This is a genomic window from Providencia sp. PROV175 (assembly GCF_032707045.1).
Lineage (GTDB): Bacteria > Pseudomonadota > Gammaproteobacteria > Enterobacterales > Enterobacteriaceae > Providencia > Providencia hangzhouensis.
In genome coordinates this window covers 221,086-238,823 of sequence record NZ_CP120533.1, presented here as the reverse complement: position 1 = coordinate 238,823, position 17,738 = coordinate 221,086, and the positions used below count along the sequence as shown (strand labels likewise).

The window sequence follows — 17,738 nt, the reverse complement described above, 5'->3', positions numbered from 1 at the left end:
GCTTGCCATGAACCAACAAGAACAGCTCCACCATTACACATTACGACTTGGCGATACCCCCTTAATTTTAGCGCAGCGCCTGTGCGAATGGTGCGGCCATGCCCCTGAGCTCGAAATTGACCTTGCGTTATCCAATATCGGCTTAGATTTGCTAGGGCAAGCGCGTAACTTTTTGAACTATGCCGCGCAATTAAAAGGAACTGAGTGCGATGAAGACACCCTTGCTTTTTTGCGCGATGAACGAGAATTCAGCAATTTATTACTGGTTGAGCAACCCAACAATGGCTTTGATGACACTTTAGTGCGCCAATTTTTTATGGATGCTTATCATGTTCCATTATATGAAGCGCTAATTCATAGCCGTGATGAACAACTGTCTGCCATTGCTGAGAAATCCCTCAAAGAAGCCGTTTATCACTTGCGTTTTAGCCGTGGTTGGATGATCCGTTTAGGGGATGGCAGTGAAGAAAGTCATCAACGAATCCAACGTTCAGTCAATGAGTTATGGCGTTTTACTGGCGAACTTTTCCATGCTGATGACGTTGAAATCGCACTTAGCGAATTAGGCATCGCCATTGACCCACGTTCTTTACAAGCCGCATGGTTAAACACCATTAACGAAACATTCACTGAAGCGACCCTCACTGTGCCGGAGAAAAAAGCGTATCGCTTAGGCGGCAAGCAAGGCAGCCATACTGAACATTTGGGCTTGTTATTAACACAATTGCAGTTTGTGCAACGCGCTTACCCGAACTGCCAGTGGTGATGCTATGGAACAGAGACTGCAACATTGCGAACTTCAATCGCCCCAGGTTCACCAGATCTGGCAACAGCTCCACCAAATACCCGATCCTGAACTACCCGCACTCTCTATTACTGATCTTGGCATGATCCGCAATGTGCTACCTGCGGCTCAGGGTTGGAAAGTTATTTTTACACCTACCTATTCAGGTTGCCCAGCAACTGAATTTTTACTCAATGAAATTAAAACTGTTCTCGGTAATGCGGGTTTTCCAAATATCGATATCGAAATTCTGTTAACCCCAGCGTGGACAACAGATTGGATGAACCAAGATGCAAAAAGACGCTTGCGTGAATTCGGTATCGCACCACCACAAGGTACGTCCTGCGAGCACCCAGAACACAAAGGTGCGGTTCATTGCCCACGTTGTGACAGCGAGCAGACCGAAAAAATTAGTGAATTTGGTTCCACTGCATGCAAGGCATTGTATCGATGCACTGAATGCTTAGAACCGTTTGATTACTTTAAATGTATTTAGGGGCACCTATATGACTGTATTTCATCGTTTAAGTATTGCTGCCATTGAGCGTGACACCCCTGATGCTGTCGCCATTACTTTTAACGTACCCGATGCATTACGAGAGCAATATCATTACCGCCCGGGGCAACACCTCACATTAAAAGCCTCTATTAATGGTGAAAACCTACGTCGCTGTTATTCCATTTGCAGCTCACCGGATGAAAACACGCTAAAAATTGGGGTGAAAGCCATTTACGAGGGGCGTTTCTCTAATTTCGTTAACCAAGAGCTACAAGTTGGCGATAGCCTTGATGTGATGGTTCCGCAAGGGCAATTTGGCTACCAGCCAGATGCAGATAACCACGCACACTACCTTGCCGTCGCTGCTGGCTCTGGGATCACACCATTGCTCTCCATTATTAAAGCCACATTACAAACTGAACCCAAAAGCAGTTTTGTGTTGATTTATGGTAATCGAAATAGCCGCTCAGTGATGTTTAAAGAAAGCATTGCAGACCTAAAAAACCGTTTTGCAACACGTTTCCAAGTTCTCTACCTATTCAGCCAAGAACAGCAAGATAGCGAACTACTCAGCGGCAGGATTAGCCAACAACAGCTCAGCGCCTTAAATAACACCTTATTAAATTTTAAACAATTTAACCGAGCGTTTATTTGTGGGCCCGACAGCATGATGGATGAGGTGCATGACACTTTAGTCGGCTATGGCATGCCAAAGGAATATGTTCACACCGAGCGTTTCAATACTTCAGGCGCTAAATTCAAACCCGCAACAGCTATAACTAGCGAAACACGTCAAGTCAGTATTCACCTTGATGGCAGAACGATGGATATCGCCATGGATAGCCAAGACGACAGTATTTTGGATGCCGCACTGCGCCAAGGTGCGGATTTGCCCTACGCCTGTAAAGGGGGCGTTTGCGCAACCTGCAAATGTAAATTGCGCTCTGGTGAAGTGGAAATGGGGGTCAATTACAGCCTCGAGCCCGACCAAATCGCTGCGGGGTACATTCTTAGCTGCCAAGCGTGGCCAAAAGGCGATGGTGTTGTTTTAGACTTTGACGTGTAGGAGCTGTAATGGAAAACCACTGGATTTTGTCACAACAACATAACCGCGTTTTGACACTCACGTTAAACCGACCTGAAGTGCGTAATGCCCTGAGCACCGCCTGCTTAGAGTTGCTCGTTCAGCACCTCGAACAAGCACAAATAAATGATGAGGTCGGTGCGATTGTAATCACCGGAAATCCACGTTTTTTCGCAGCCGGTGCCGACCTTAAAGAACTACAGCAACAAACCGTTGCGAATGCGATCACCGATAAACGCCCACAAGTTTGGCGCAGGTTATCCATGATATCAAAACCTATTATTACTGCTGCAAATGGTTATGCACTAGGGGCAGGTTTTGAATTATTACTCGCCAGCGACATCATCATTGCCGGTGAGTCCGCTCGCTTCGGCTTACCCGAAATTACTCTGGGTTTAATGCCAGGTGCGGGAGGAACGCAGCGTTTAATCCGCGCGGTGGGCAAATCCCTTGCCATGCAAATGGTACTAACGGGTGAACCAATCAGTGCAAAACACGCGTTGCAAGCAGGGTTAATCAGTGAGATTTGTGTGGATGAATTGGTGGTAGAACGCGCCCAAAAACTGGCAGAGCGCATCGCGATGCATGCGCCTTTAGCGGTACAAGCCGCGAAAGCATCACTGGTGCATTCTCAAGAAAACCACCTTACTGAGGGGTTACAGCTTGAGCGCCAATATTTTGTGACTTTAGCGGGTACCAACGATCGACGTGAAGGGATCGAGGCATTCTTCGAAAAACGAAAACCCCAGTTTACAGGACAATAATCATGACCAATGAAGCAATGATCCTCACTACTTTAGAAAATGGGGTTCTCACCGTCACTCTCAACCGCCCCGATAGGCTGAATAGTTTTAACGATGAAATGCATCGTCAGCTCAGTGAAGCAATCAAAATAGCAGAACGCGATGAAACCGTACGCTGTTTAGTGATCACTGGCGCAGGCCGTGGATTTTGTGCCGGACAAGATCTGAATGATCGCAATGTGAGCGTGGGTAGTGAAGCTCCTGATCTCGGTTTCTCTGTTGAAACTTATTATAACCCCTTGATCCGTCGCCTAACCGCATTACCAAAACCAATCATTTGCGCGGTCAATGGTGTTGCAGCGGGTGCAGGAGCCGCCATTGCACTCGCTGGTGATATTGTCATTGCCGCAAAAAATGCCAGTTTTATTCAATCTTTTTGCCGCCTTGGCTTGGTTCCTGACTCAGGGGGGAGTTGGTTTTTACCTCAATTAGCAGGCCATGCACGGGCAATGGGGATGGCATTATTAGGCGATAAAATAAGTGCGGAGCAAGCATTACAGTGGGGAATGATTTGGCAAGTCACTGAAAATGAAGAACTCACTAATACCACTCAACAGCTTGCGCAACACCTTGCGACCCAACCCACTTATGGCTTAGGGCTTATCAAAAAAGCCATTTATGCCTCGGCAACTAACACTCTTGATGAGCAACTCAACCTTGAGCGCGACTTACAGCGCCTTGGCGGGAGAAGTGAAGATTATCGCGAAGGAGTTAGTGCTTTTTTAAATAAACGTGAACCACAGTTTAAAGGAAGATAATCATGACATTACCTTTGAATTTAGCCATCAATACCGTCGCCGTTATTGGCGCAGGCACTATGGGTATTGGTATTGCGCAAGTTGCCGCGAGCGCGGGTTTACGTGTCTTATTGTTTGATGTTAACCAAGAGGTTTTACGTCGCTCCCTTACCGAAATGACTCAACGGCTCAATAAGCGCGTGGAGCAAGGAAAAGCCCAAGCTGTAGCAACGAAAGAATTGCTTAACTGCATTAGCGTTGCGCAAAGTTTACCTGAGCTCTCAGAAGCACAATTGGTAATAGAAGCTGTTGCTGAAAAACTTGAGGTAAAGCAAACCATTTTCAGTGAACTTGAAGGCATTTGTAACGAAAAAACCATTTTTGCTAGTAATACTTCATCGTTATCAATTACCGCAATCGGTAGACAATTAACTCATCCAGAACGTCTTGCAGGATTACACTTTTTTAATCCCGCTCCCGTGATGAAATTGGTTGAAGTGATCCGCGGGCTAGAAACATCAGATACGGTGATAAAACAGCTAAAAGAATTGACGCTATCATTTGGAAAAGTGCCAGTGATTTGCCGTTCCACCCCTGGTTTTATTGTCAACCGTGTGGCTCGGCCTTTCTACGCAGAAACAATGCGTGCCCTTGAAGAACAAATTGCGTCCCCTGCCACATTAGACAGCGCCATACGTGACGCCGGTGGTTTCGCTATGGGGCCATTACAACTAACAGATTTAATTGGTCATGATGTGAACTATGCGGTGACTGAATCGGTATTTCAGGCCTTTGGGTATGACCCACGCTTTCAAACCTCATTAATGCAATTGGAATTAGTCCAAGCGGGTCATTTAGGCCGTAAATCGAAGCAAGGATTTTATCATTATGATGATAATAAACCCCAGCCTTTACCTTTAGTCGCAGAAAAAATTCACCTTGACCAGCCTCTAAACATAAAAGCTCATGGCGATTGGCAGATATTTCCTGAGTTTGCGCAGCTTTTAACTGAAAATGGGATCTCTCTCGAAGGATTAACACAACATTCCGAACAATTCCCAACACTTATTGTTAATGACGTTATTATTATGTTAACGAATGGTGAATTGGCGTCATCACATGCGCAAATACAAAAACAAGCGGTCGTACATTTTGATTTGTCAGCAAATTACCTTACAGCAAAAGCCATCACGATAAGCTGTGCAGCACAAAATAATACGCAGCAAAACCAACAAGCAATCGCATTTTTTCAATCATTAGGCAAACACGTGATTGTATTACCAGACTACCCTGCGCTGTTAACCATGAGAACGGTCGCGATGTTGTGCAATGAGGCATTAGATATCGTCAATAAGGGAATAGCAACTGCGTTAGATACCGATAATGCCATGTGTTTTGGTGTGAATTACCCCAAAGGCCCACTCGCTTGGGGGATGCAACTTGGCTGGCAACGCGTGCTGTCCGTACTTGAAAATTTAGCAGAGTTTTATGGTGACAGCCGTTATCGGCCAAACCCACTTTTAAGGCAATTAGCAGCCGGTTATCAATCTTTATCTTTCAAGGAGCAACCATGATTTCACTGCCAAACGATACGCTGGCCCAGCAATCAGCTCACATTATGTACCGTGATGATGCATGTGCAAAAGCTATGGGTATGTCCATTGAAAAAGTCGAAGAAGGCTTTGCGCAATTGAAGATGCCTATCACAGCACAAATGCTTAATGGCCATAAAACCTGCCACGGCGGACAATTATTTAGCCTTGCCGACACTGCATTTGCCTACGCCTGTAATAGCCAAGGGCATGCCGCTGTTGCCTCAATGTGTTCCATTGATTTTATTCGCCCCGGTTTTGAAGGTGACTTACTGACTGCCACTGCCACGATGAAACACCAAGGCAAACGTAATGGCTTATATGAAGTCAAGATAACTAACCAAGATGGCAAAACACTCGCTCTATTCCACGGTCGTTCTCATCGGTTAGGCCATCGTTTAACAGGAGAACAATCATGATAGATGCATTTATTTGTGATGGTGTCCGCACCCCAATTGGCCGCTACGGTGGCGCTTTATCACCATTACGTCCTGACGACCTTGCCACAGTACCATTAAAAGCCTTAATGGAAAGGCACCCACAACTCGATTGGTCATTAACTGACGACATCATTTTAGGTTGCGCAAACCAAGCAGGAGAAGACAACCGTAATGTGGCTCGCATGGCGGGGCTGTTATCCGGGCTCCCTGTTTCAGTTTCTGGTACCACCATTAACCGTCTATGTGGTTCCGGTTTGGATGCTATCGCATTAGCGGCAAGAAGCATCAAAGCAGGGGAATCTGGGCTCATGATTGCCGGAGGCGTCGAATCCATGAGCCGAGCGCCGTTTGTCATGGGCAAACAAGAATCTGCATTCTCACGCCAAGCGCAAGTATTTGATACCACTATTGGTTGGCGCTTTATCAACCCGTTAATGGAACAACAATTTTCTACAGATTCTATGCCAGAAACAGCTGAGAATGTGGCTGAAGCCTACCAAATTAGCCGTGAAGACCAAGATGCTTTTGCATTACGTAGCCAACAGCGCACTGAAACTGCAAAAGTTAACGGTATTTTTGCGCAAGAAATCATCCCTGTCACGGTTAAACAACGTAAAAATACATACGTCGTTAGTGAAGATGAGCATCCAAGAGCAGAAACGACATTTGAGCAATTACAAAAACTAAAAACCCCGTTTCGCGATAACGGGACTGTAACGGCAGGTAATGCTTCCGGTGTTAATGATGGAGCAGCCGCACTGATTATCGCATCCGGCACTATTGCCAAGCAGCAAGGGCTAACACCACGGGCTCGTATCATCGCTACAGCCACTTGTGGAGTCGAACCCAGATTGATGGGGATCGGCCCACTTCCTGCCTCGCAAAAAGTATTAAAAATGGCAGGGCTCACCATCGAACAAATGGATGTTATTGAACTAAACGAAGCCTTTGCCGCACAAGCACTCGCCGTTTTAAGGGGGCTTGGTTTACCTGATGATGCCCCGCATGTTAACCCCAATGGCGGTGCTATTTCCTTAGGACACCCTCTAGGTATGAGTGGTGCAAGACTGGCTATTGCTGCGATTAATGAACTTCATCGGAAACAAGGTCGTTATGCGCTCTGCACTATGTGTATTGGTGTTGGGCAAGGCATAGCAATGATTATTGAACGAGTCTGAACAACGTCTTAATACAAATAAAAACAGCCTGAAAACCCGACACCTGCTCAGGCAAATACCAGAAACGTCATTTATTCACGTGAACTGGTGAACATAATAATTATGAGGACAGGCAATTATGAGCAATATACAAGATAGCATCGACCCAATTGAATTTGCATCGCGGGATGAGATCGAGTCTTTACAGTACTCTAGAATGAAGTGGACACTCACTCACGCCTATGAAAACGTCCCCATGTATCGAAAAAAATTCGATGACGCAGGGGTACACCCTGATGATTTCAAACAACTGAGTGATATCGAAAAATTCCCTTACACGACTAAACAAGATTTACGTGAAAACTACCCATTTAGCACCTTTGCCGTGCCAATGGACCAAATCATCCGCATTCACGCCTCTTCGGGAACGACTGGGCGCCCAACAGTGGTGGGTTACACCCAACGAGATATCGATAACTGGGCTGACCTGATCGCACGTAGTTTACGTTCTGCGGGCACTGTCCGAGGCGATAAAGTCCATGTTGCTTACGGCTATGGTTTATTCACCGGAGGCCTAGGCGCTCATTATGGCGCGGAACGCCTAGGGGCTGCAGTGATCCCTATGTCTGGTGGGCAAACTGAAAAACAAGCGCAACTGATCGCTGATTTCAAACCCGATGTGATCATGGTGACGCCATCTTACTGCCTGAGTATTATTGATGAGCTTGAAAAAATCATGGGTGGAGACGCTAGTAAGTGCTCACTTAGATTGGGTGTCTTTGGCGCTGAACCTTGGACAGAATCCCTCAGAACAGAAATTGAAACCCGCCTTGGTATTAAGGCATTGGACATTTACGGTTTATCTGAAGTCATGGGGCCTGGTGTCGCTATGGAGTGTGCAGACTCAGGAGAGAGTGGCCCAACTATCTGGGAAGACCATTTTTATCCCGAAATTATTTCCCCCAATACCTTAAAAACCTTGGGAGCGGGTGAACATGGTGAGTTAGTGTTTACTACCCTGACAAAAGAAGCTATGCCTGTGATTCGTTACCGAACTCGCGACCTCACCCACCTTATGCAGGGGGTAAATCGTAATATGCGTCGAATTGGTAAAATCACCGGTCGTTCAGATGACATGATGATTATTCGTGGCGTGAATGTGTTCCCTTCTCAGATTGAAGAACAAATTATGCAATTTAAGGAGCTTTCTCCCCACTATCAATTAGAGATTGGTCGCCAAGGCAATATGGACAACTTATCTGTCCGTGTTGAGCTCAAGCACCCTGAACAACTCACTTATGATGAACGCTGTAATATCTGCCACCATTTAAAGCACCGAATCAAATCGATGGTGGGTATTAGCACCCGTATTAGTATTGTAAATTGCGGCGATATCCCACGTTCTCAAGGCAAAGCCGAACGGGTAATTGATACTAGAATTGCGATTTAATTCAAATTATTAAGGCATATTGAGATGAACTACTCTGATATGCCTTAATCTCTGAGAAAGTGTTCAAAACAGGTAATGGAAGACAACCTTTAAATTTATGTCTACTATTCAGTAAGCCTTCTGATACATAAATTTTATAGATGAAATATAAATGGAAAATAAACTTAGCCAATTCATACAACATGCAATAGCAAGCCAGCCCATTAGTGGTACGTCTCTCATTAGCTCACTCTATGGTGATGCTTTGCACCATCGTGGTGGTGAAGTGTGGCTAGGAAGCTTAACTAAGCTGTTAGAACCGATGGGCTTTACTGACCGCTTTGTTCGAACCTCCGTTTTCCGTTTACAAAAAGAAGGTTGGCTCGATGTAGAAAAAATCGGCCGTCGCAGCTATTACCGCATTTCTGAGCGCGGACAAAGTCGATTTCGCCGTGCAGAAAATAAAATTTACCTCGCAGGGCAGCCTGATTGGGATGGAAAGTGGGACTTACTACTCCTCGAAGCGGCTGATAAAGACGAAAAAATTAGGCTAAAAAAGGAACTGAGTTGGCTCGGTTTCGGGCAATTTAACACGTCACTCATGGCGGCACCAAGCTGTGCGCAAAGTGATGTACCAACACTACTTAATGAACTCAATGCTACGGAAAATGCCATTTATTTTCATGCCGATTACCCCTATAGCCGCTCAGAAAAAAACCTCAAAGAACTGGTTTCACACGCTTGGTCTTTGCAAGAAATTTCAGAGCATTATCATCAGTTCATTTCCTTATTTAGGCCACTTGCATTACTTCTTAAAGAAAATACTGACGCACAAATTTCCCCTGAACACTGCTTTCAGCTACGTTTGTTACTGATCCACTTCTACCGCCGTGTCACGCTTAAAGACCCGTTATTACCTGATGAACTCCTTCCTACACAATGGGAAGGCCATATTGCTCGCCATCTTTGCACCAATATTTATCAACGCATTGATCAAGCGGCAACCCAATATGTTTCTGAACAGTGCGAAACGACGGTTGGCGAACTACCTCAGCCATCCAGCGCTTATTATCGCCGCTTTGGTGGAGTACTCAGAGATATAGCCGCCTAAATACACATTACAGGAGCCTGTATGCCTTTTTATCAAATCGATGGTATTACGCCCGTCGTAAGCCCTGAAAGTTTTGTGCACCCTACTGCTGTGGTGATTGGTGATGTTATTATTGGCAAAAATGTCTATATTGGCCCAAACGCCAGCTTACGTGGGGACTTTGGTCGCTTGATCATTAAAGATGGTGCCAATGTGCAAGATAATTGTGTCATGCACGGTTTCCCGCAATATGAAACGATCGTCGAGGAAAATGGGCACATTGGTCATGGGGCAATTTTGCATGGCTGCCATATCAAACGTAATGCGCTAGTCGGGATGAATAGTGTAATTATGGATGGAGCCGTAATTGGCGAAAATTCCATAGTGGGCGCATGCGCATTCGTCAAAGCTGAAGCTATCTTTCCAGAAAATAGTTTAATTGTCGGCACTCCAGCCAAAGTCTTGCGCGCTTTATCAGACAAAGAAATTGCGTGGAAAACCAGCGGAACTAAAGATTATCAAAACTTAGTCACACGCTGCTTAAACACCTTTAAAGAAGTCGAACCACTCAAAGAAATCGAAACGAACCGACCCACTCTAAGTTTCGAGAATGTTATCCCTAAATCCCAGTTATAAGCTAGATGGGGCTAAAATACGTAGCCCCATCCATTAATTATTTCGCATTACTGCCAAATGGTGGCTTAGCAAACCAAACGGTAATAATCAGCGCAATAAATACCCAACCGCATAACCAGAAAATCTCATTTGCAGCAATAATTAACCCTTGGCTAGTAATTTGCTGGGCAATGAAACCGGAAGTCTGTTCGGTACTCAGCCCATGAGCGGCCATTTCTTGATACATCCCTAAAGATTCAGGATTGTAATCGGTAATAAATTCCGTTAATTGGCTATGATGCACGGCTTCTCTATCACTCCACAGAGTTGTGGTAATGGAAGTCCCTATTGAACCCGCTAAGGTACGGAAGAAGTTAGCTAAACTCGACGCGGAAGCGAGTTTTTCCGGCGGTAAACCTGAAAGTGTCAATGTAGTCAGTGGCATAAAGAAACAAGCCACAGCCATCCCTTGTACCAATTGTGGCCAAACCACAGCAGAAAAGCCCATACTCGGTTCAAAAGTATATGCACGCCAGAAGAAGCAAATTGCATAGAATACAAAGCTAAAGGTCACTATCCAGCGAATATCGAGAAAATCGGATAGTTTTGCCACTGGAGCCGAGAACAACACAGGCAATAAGCCAATGGGTGCCAATGCGAGCCCTGCCCATGTTGCCGTATAGCCATAAACTTCCTGTAAAAGTTGCGGCAACAAGACAATAGCACCGAAATAGGCCATATATGCCAAGCTGACAGAAATCGTTCCGATGGTAAAATTGCGCGATTTAAATAACGATAATTCGACAATTGGGTTTTTATCTGTGAGTTCCCAAATAACGAGGAATACCAACGCAATCGCTGAAACAACGGCTAAGATAACAATTTCATTAGACGCCAACCATCCCAGTTCCTTACCTTTGTCGAGCAGAACTTGTAAGCAACCAACTCCCACAGAAAGTAGTGCCAAACCAATCACATTGAATGGCACTTTCACAACCGTCGACTCCATCCCTTTTAGGATAATAGAGCCGACAATAATGACGAAAATGCCTAAAGGCACATTCATAAAGAATATCCAGCCCCAATGGAAGTTATCACTAATATAACCACCAAAAATAGGACCGAATACTGGGGCTAAAATAATCGTCATCGACCAAAATGCTAACGCCATATTTTGCATTTTTGGCGGATAGCAGCGCATGATAAGGCTTTGTGAAAGCGGGATCACCGGCCCTGCAACGGCGCCTTGCAATACGCGGTATAAAATTAGCATACCCAGGCTATCGGAAAAGCCACAAAGCAATGAAAATAAGGTGAAAAGCGCTGTTGCCCATAAGAAAACACGGATTTCACCGAAGCGCTTCGCTAAGTAACCTGAAATCGCAATTGAAATTGCATTCGATACGCCAAACGAGGTAATTACCCATGTTCCTTGTGACATGGAAACCCCGAGGTTTCCCGCAATCGTCGGGATAGCCACGTTAGCAATCGTGGAATCAAGCACCTGCATGAAGGTCGCAAGGGACAACGCAATGGTTGCCCATACCAGTTTTGCACCCTTAAGTGGTTGAATATCTGCCACAACGGCTCCTTTCAAGCTAGTCTGCGTTATCGCTGATAATAGTGTCGATGATGTGGTCGACATCACTTAAGTTTAAGACCAACACATCACTTTCAAATGCAGGTGCTGTACGCTGAACTTCCGCTAAAACAGGGCCATTCTGGTCTTTAATATCGATGGTGACATTCATGGATAACCCAATGCGTAATGGGTGCTTCGCCACCTGCTCAGGGTCTAATTCAACGCGTACAGGCAAGCGCTGTACGACTTTAATCCAGTTCCCTGTCGCGTTTTGGGCGGGTAATAATGAGAAAGCACTGCCGGTTCCCATATCAAGCCCGACAACGGTACCGTTATAAACGATATCATCTCCGTAAAAATCACTGTTAATCGTCACGGGTTGCCCAATACGGACTTTTTCCAGTTGGGTTTCTTTGAAGTTTGCATCTACCCAAACAGGCTGGACAGGCACAATGGCCATTAAAGAGCTTTGTGGGCTGACTTGAGAACCGACTTGAACATTCCGCCGTGAAACATACCCCGTCATCGGGCTTTTAATTTCAGTACGTTGTAAGTTTATCCACGCACTGCGTACACTATCAGCCGCTTGCTGAATTGCTGGTTGTTTTTTAAGCTCCGTATTACGCAACAACGCACGGTTGGCATTATATTGTTGAATAGAAATATCCAGAGCTGCCTGAGCAAGTTGCACCGCTTCTTGGGAGTGCTGTAAGTCTTCCTTCGAAATGGTACCACTGCGGCCTAAAGCCACACGACGTTGATAATCTTTTTGAGCTTGCGCAAGTGTCACCCGGTTTTTTTGAATTTGTGCTTGATATTCATCACCATTGATATAGAGCTCTTTGGTTTTGCGCACGGTTGTTGCTAAATCATGTTTGGCTTGTTCGAATGCTAAGCGGGCGTTAGTTTTATCTAATACAACGAGTACATCACCCGCCTTTACCAAGTCGGTGTTTTCAAAGTTAACTTGAGTAACATTACCCGTTGTTTGCGCAACTATCGGGATTTGCAAGCCAGATACATAGGCATCATCGGTATATTCTTGAAAGCGTAAAACTAAAAACCAATAAGCACCGTAGGCTACAAATAATAGAATGATAATTATTGTGGCTATCACCATCCATATTGTTCTGCGTTTTTCATTCGTCGTTTTTTGATTATGTGTTTCTGAATGGGTATCTTGACTCATAATAACCCTCAAGTTCTGAAATCAATATTAATTCTTCCTATATATTTACGAACTATATGTAATAAAGCAATAGCTAATAATTTACAATCAAATTAATCCCAACAAAAAACCATTAATTCATTGATATGAAACAAGTAATTAAAGAGAATTAGAGTTCAACATTAGATTAATGCTTATTATCAAAACAATGAAATTCATTCTTAATTAGATTAACGATAAAAATTAATGAAATAGTTCAAATGATATTTATTATGATAAAAATTCCGTCACTCAATTATTGATATTCTTTTTTTGATTAAATACTTCTATTTATTAGTCCATATTTATGATTCATTAATTTGTAATTCTCAATTTTAATTTGAAGCCATGCGAGTAAAGTTAGCTCTCGATTAATCAATTAAATATGGGCTTAACACAAAGTGGCAAAATCACGCTTTTATCCTGCTTTGTCAACAATCTCTGCTGGCCTTTCGGCCAGCTGTTATCTCTTTACCAATGCTTAATATTGCGGTCTTCTTGTGTCACTGAAGTTAATTTAGCGAGCTGAGGTAATAATTTATGTTTTAAATCATCCATCAAGCTATAAATCACAGGGACGAATAACAAGCTAAGGATAGTAGAACTTAGTAAGCCGCCAATCACAGCAATAGCCATAGGGGCTCGAAACCCGGCGTCTGCCCCGCTGGTTAGCACTAATGGGATCATCCCTGCAATCATGGCAAAGGTCGTCATAATAATGGGCCGAATACGTTCTTGTCCTGCCTCAATAATTGCTTTTTCTCGCGCCATACCCGAACGTTGTTTTTCAAGAATGAATTCCACCAGCAAAATCGAGTTTTTCGTCACAATCCCCATCAGCATTAAAATACCAATAATGACAGGTAAATCGATCATCGCACCGTATAACACTAAGGCTATAATTGCACCACCAATCGAAAAGGGTAAAGCAACCAGTATGGTAATCGGTTGAATGAAATCTTTAAACAACACAATTAAAATGGCAAAAACCAGTAACACACTGAATACCATCGTGGTACCAAAGCGTTCAAACATATCAATCATATATTCCATATCACCGTATTCCACTTGGGAAATACTGTGTGGCAGTTGTTGATACTCAGGAAGTAGCGCCACAATATCTAATGCTTCCCCTAGTGTGATCCCTTCCAAATTGGCTTCTATCGACATCTGTCTTTGGCGGTTAATTCGCTCAATTTGAGAAGGCCCATCACTGGAGTCAATATTAGCGACAGATTTAATCGGGACACTTTGCCCATTTTGACTTCTTACATACAAATTATTCAGCGCATCAATATTATTTTGCTGGGACTCCGGTAAAATCACTTGTACCGCTAATTGCCTATCAGGCAAATTAAACTTAGCGCTACGTGAGTTTGCCTCCCCCATGGTGGCGATACGCAAGGTATTGGCAATTTCTTCCACATTGACATTCGCACGGCCAATATCAACAACATTAGGTTTAACAATCAGTTCTTTACGCAATAGAGGCTTCATCACCTGCACATTTTTAAATCCGTCCACTTTAGCAATGGCATCACGTAACTTTTGCATCGATTTTTCCAGTTGCTCGGGGTCACTGCCCGTAAACATTAAGGAAAATTCCTTGCCGCCATTGCTGTTACTGAAGGTATAACGTGCATCGATTTTTTGGCTTAACCATTCAGAGATAGCCAGCTCAAACTCCTTTTGGGAAAGTTCACGCTCGCTTGGTTCTGTTAAGGTTAAAACCATCTGCCCTTTGTGCTGAGCAATACCTTCAGAGTCATCAGCGATCCCTGCAATCGTATAGGTCGATAAGATTTCAGGCCTATCTTTTAGCTGCTTGGCGATTTCATTAATTTTTTGCTGTGTTTGTTCAACAGGTGTTCCCGGTGGTAACTCAATATTGATTTGACTAACACTGATGTCCCCATCAGGCATAAAACCGACGGGTAAAAAACTCGTAAATGCCACTGAGCCTATCAAAAACCCCCCCGCTAACGTCGATACCAACTTACGGTGTTTCAGTGTCATCGATAAAAAATGGGTATAACGCGCTATCCAAGTTGGTGTTTCGACGCTTTCATGGACACCTTTTTGTGGCAATAATACATAGGCAGCCATTAATGGCGTGACTAACCTTGCCACCAACAAGGAAGACAACACGGCGGCAGAAACGGTAATACCGAATGGTACAAAATATTGCCCCACAAAGCCGCCAATAAAGCTAACGGGTAAAAATACTGCGACAATAGTTAGCGTAATGGCAACAATCGCAAAACCTATTGCATCAGAGGCTTTCAATGCAGCAAGATACGGCCGTTCACCGCGTTCAATATATTTTTGGATATTTTCAATTTCAACAATCGCATCATCCACTAAAATACCGATCACCAACGTCAGAGCCAGTAATGTGATGCTATTTAAGCTGTAATCAAATAACATCAAAATAAAAAAGGTCGGTAATATCGACAGAGGCAATGCCACTGCTGCCACCAAAGTGGCTCGCCAGCTTTTCAAAAAGAAAAACACGATAATAACGGTTAAAAAAGCCCCTTCCAACAAGGTTTGGATGGTTATGGTAAAACTCGATTCTGTATATTTAACGGTTGATGAAATCAGGCTTATTTCCACATTGGGGTTGTTTTTTTGCAGTTTTTCCAGTACCTCTGCGACCCCTTGTGCCACTTTGGTGTCACTCGAGCCTTTCGTACGGTACACCGCAAACCCGACAACCTCTTTACCATCAAGTTGCGAAATAGATTTCACATTTTTATGGCCATCATAAATATTAGCGATTTCACCCAACCTGACAGATTTTTGGTTATCAATGGGTAGCATGAGGTTTTTAATATCATCTACTGCCTGCTTTTCCCCTAACACACGAATGGTGTGTTGCAATGCGTTGTATTTCGCATTTCCCCCAGCAGAATTTTGATGATTATTTTTGAGCAACTCATTGATACTGGCAATGGATATCTGCATGGCCGCCAGTTTGTTGGCATCTGGCTCAATGCGGATCACCCGCTCCGTGTCCCCCAGTCGGCTCACTTTTTGCACGCCGGGAACGGTAATCAGCTGCTTGCTGACGGTATCATCGACAAACCATGATAAATCTGCAATGGACTCCGTTTCTGATGAAACGGAATAGCGCAAAATAGCTCCGCCCTCAACATCTATACGGTTGATAAGAGGTTCATCAATGGTTTGTGGTAGTTCTCCACGAATTTGCCCTATTTGCTCTCTGACATCATTGGTCGCTACATGCGCATCAATACTCAAATCGAACTCAATGGTGGTGGGGATTACCGCCAAGAAGATAAAATCGCTGATGGCCATCACAAGAAAGATAATAAGAGCCTAACCGCAAAACTGACGTTTACCCCAATGGATAACCAGACTTTCTTATTAGAAGCGGGTAGAACCACGCAGGAAAGGGAAGAAAAACCGGGTTACTCCCTTGCACCAACCAGTGAGTTTAATGGTAAGCCAAGAGCAAATAAACACTCTGAAATCCATAATGACCGTAACCATTTTGCTTTAACCTATAAAGGGGACTGGGATTCATTCAATACTGAGTTGAGTGTTTATCAAGAGAATACGAAAAAAAGAACTAAAACAGACATAACAGACCCTGCGACTAAAATTACAGAATACCGTTATGACGCACGAGTACCCGAAATTACCAATACAGTCGTTGATGGAAAAGTGGTTGCGTTTTTACCAGACAATATCCTAACCGTTGGTGGTCAATTCCAGTATGCGAAACTAAAAGACACCTCTGCAACAGGCTCATCAACAACTGAAAATGCGAAAATGACCGCGGAACAACACGCTTTCTTCTTAGAAAATGAGTTCACGGCAACAGAGAATCTGATATTGACGGGTGGGTTACGTTTAGATCACCATGAATTTTATGGCGACCACTGGAACCCAAGAGGTTATGCCGTCTATTACCTCACCGATGAGATTACCATTAAAGGGGGCGTTTCATCTGCATTCCGCGCGCCAACATTACGCGAAATTAGCCCGAGTTATGGAACGTCTACTGAAAAAGGCTTAGGTATCATTCATGGTAACCCTGACCTGAAACCCGAAAAAAGTGTTAGTGAAGAAATCAGCATTGCCTATAACCATGAATCAGGCTTTGATGCAAGCTTAACCTTCTTTAATACTGATTTTAAAAATAAATTAACCAGTTATTACACTGGTGGAACTGACCCTCTTACAGGCCTAAAATTGTATACCTATGACAATGTCGGTAAAGCAAACATTAAAGGGGTTGAAGTCGCAACAGGTATTCCAATTATAGAAGATTGGAAGCTGAGTTTGAACTATACCTATACCGACTCAGAACGTAAAAGTGATGATGAAAAGCTAACTAGTGGACAATCTTTAAAGGGCTATCCTTTGGATAAGACACCAAAACACTTAGCCAATGCGAAATTAGATTGGCAGTTTAGCGAAGACCTCAACTTGTATACCCGTGCGCAATATGTGGGAAAACAAGTTTGGGCAGCACAGCGTAATGGTACATCAGTCCCTCGTTACCGTAATGGCTATACCACTATGGATGTCGGTGCGACCTATCAATTATTGAAAAATACCAAACTCAACTTTGCGGTATTAAATATTGGTAATGAAAAAGGCGATAAAATTGATGCACAAGGTGGTGGCAACTGGGATATTGAAGACGGACGCCGCTATTGGGCGAACGTTAACGTTAGTTTCTAATTA

General features: G+C 43.9%; 14 protein-coding genes and 1 pseudogene. 12 read left to right on the top strand and 3 right to left on the bottom strand.

Annotated elements, in window-relative coordinates; translation table 11 throughout:
• The first annotated feature begins 7 nt into the window (after nt 1-7).
• The 11 genes from paaC to paaY all read left to right on the top strand — a co-directional run bounded on the left by paaC (nt 8) and on the right by paaY (nt 10,251).
• Entirely contained in the window at nt 8-766 is a 759-nt protein-coding gene (gene paaC, locus P3L44_RS01050; protein WP_140171965.1) for a 1,2-phenylacetyl-CoA epoxidase subunit PaaC, read from the top strand.
• Nucleotides 767-770: 4 nt separating this feature from the next.
• The gene (paaD, locus tag P3L44_RS01045; RefSeq protein ID WP_272661824.1) at nt 771-1,280 is read left to right on the top strand and encodes a 1,2-phenylacetyl-CoA epoxidase subunit PaaD; all 510 of its coding nucleotides are present in this window, start codon (nt 771-773) and stop codon (nt 1,278-1,280) included.
• 10 nt (nt 1,281-1,290) lie between these two features.
• Nucleotides 1,291-2,349 (top strand): 1,2-phenylacetyl-CoA epoxidase subunit PaaE, encoded by a 1,059-nt coding sequence (paaE, locus tag P3L44_RS01040; RefSeq protein WP_272661823.1) that lies wholly within the window; start codon nt 1,291-1,293, stop codon nt 2,347-2,349.
• Between the two features lie 8 nt (nt 2,350-2,357).
• On the top strand, nt 2,358-3,131 hold the full coding sequence (gene paaF / locus P3L44_RS01035; protein WP_140171962.1) for a 2,3-dehydroadipyl-CoA hydratase PaaF: 774 nt from the start codon (nt 2,358-2,360) through the stop codon (nt 3,129-3,131).
• Between the two features lie 2 nt (nt 3,132-3,133).
• On the top strand, nt 3,134-3,928 hold the full coding sequence (gene paaG / locus P3L44_RS01030) for a 2-(1,2-epoxy-1,2-dihydrophenyl)acetyl-CoA isomerase PaaG (RefSeq protein ID WP_272661822.1): 795 nt from the start codon (nt 3,134-3,136) through the stop codon (nt 3,926-3,928).
• A 2-nt stretch (nt 3,929-3,930) separates the two neighbouring features.
• Nucleotides 3,931-5,481, top strand: a complete 1,551-nt coding sequence (locus P3L44_RS01025) for a 3-hydroxyacyl-CoA dehydrogenase (protein WP_272661821.1) — start codon at nt 3,931-3,933, stop codon at nt 5,479-5,481.
• Entirely contained in the window at nt 5,478-5,918 is a 441-nt protein-coding gene (paaI, locus tag P3L44_RS01020; RefSeq protein WP_272661820.1) for a hydroxyphenylacetyl-CoA thioesterase PaaI, read from the top strand. The genes P3L44_RS01025 and paaI overlap by 4 nt, the downstream gene beginning before the upstream one ends.
• The gene (gene pcaF, locus P3L44_RS01015; protein WP_140171958.1) at nt 5,915-7,117 is read left to right on the top strand and encodes a 3-oxoadipyl-CoA thiolase; all 1,203 of its coding nucleotides are present in this window, start codon (nt 5,915-5,917) and stop codon (nt 7,115-7,117) included. Before paaI ends, pcaF begins: the two co-directional genes overlap by 4 nt.
• A gap of 118 nt (nt 7,118-7,235) precedes the next feature.
• Nucleotides 7,236-8,546, top strand: a complete 1,311-nt coding sequence (paaK, locus tag P3L44_RS01010) for a phenylacetate--CoA ligase PaaK (protein ID WP_094960845.1) — start codon at nt 7,236-7,238, stop codon at nt 8,544-8,546.
• A 151-nt stretch (nt 8,547-8,697) separates the two neighbouring features.
• The gene (gene paaX / locus P3L44_RS01005; protein WP_004262932.1) at nt 8,698-9,636 is read left to right on the top strand and encodes a phenylacetic acid degradation operon negative regulatory protein PaaX; all 939 of its coding nucleotides are present in this window, start codon (nt 8,698-8,700) and stop codon (nt 9,634-9,636) included.
• A gap of 21 nt (nt 9,637-9,657) precedes the next feature.
• Nucleotides 9,658-10,251, top strand: coding sequence for a phenylacetic acid degradation protein PaaY (gene paaY / locus P3L44_RS01000; RefSeq protein ID WP_004262936.1), 594 nt, complete (start codon nt 9,658-9,660; stop codon nt 10,249-10,251).
• 37 nt (nt 10,252-10,288) lie between these two features.
• Here the strand turns inward: paaY and P3L44_RS00995 are convergent, their stop codons facing one another.
• From P3L44_RS00995 to P3L44_RS00985, 3 genes are all read right to left on the bottom strand, one after another.
• Nucleotides 10,289-11,812 carry a DHA2 family efflux MFS transporter permease subunit gene (locus P3L44_RS00995; RefSeq protein ID WP_112307990.1) on the bottom strand — a complete coding sequence of 508 codons (1,524 nt, stop codon included), beginning with the start codon at nt 11,810-11,812 and terminating at the stop codon, nt 10,289-10,291.
• A gap of 16 nt (nt 11,813-11,828) precedes the next feature.
• Nucleotides 11,829-13,001: a multidrug efflux MFS transporter periplasmic adaptor subunit EmrA gene (gene emrA / locus P3L44_RS00990; protein WP_004262941.1), complete on the bottom strand. Its 1,173-nt coding sequence runs from the start codon at nt 12,999-13,001 to the stop codon at nt 11,829-11,831.
• A 489-nt stretch (nt 13,002-13,490) separates the two neighbouring features.
• Nucleotides 13,491-16,283, bottom strand: coding sequence for an efflux RND transporter permease subunit (locus tag P3L44_RS00985; RefSeq protein ID WP_272661819.1), 2,793 nt, complete (start codon nt 16,281-16,283; stop codon nt 13,491-13,493).
• Between P3L44_RS00985 and P3L44_RS00980 the strand changes: the two are divergent.
• Nucleotides 16,284-17,735, top strand: a pseudogene (locus tag P3L44_RS00980) (TonB-dependent receptor domain-containing protein); the annotation flags it as partial.
• Nucleotides 17,736-17,738 lie beyond the last annotated feature (3 nt).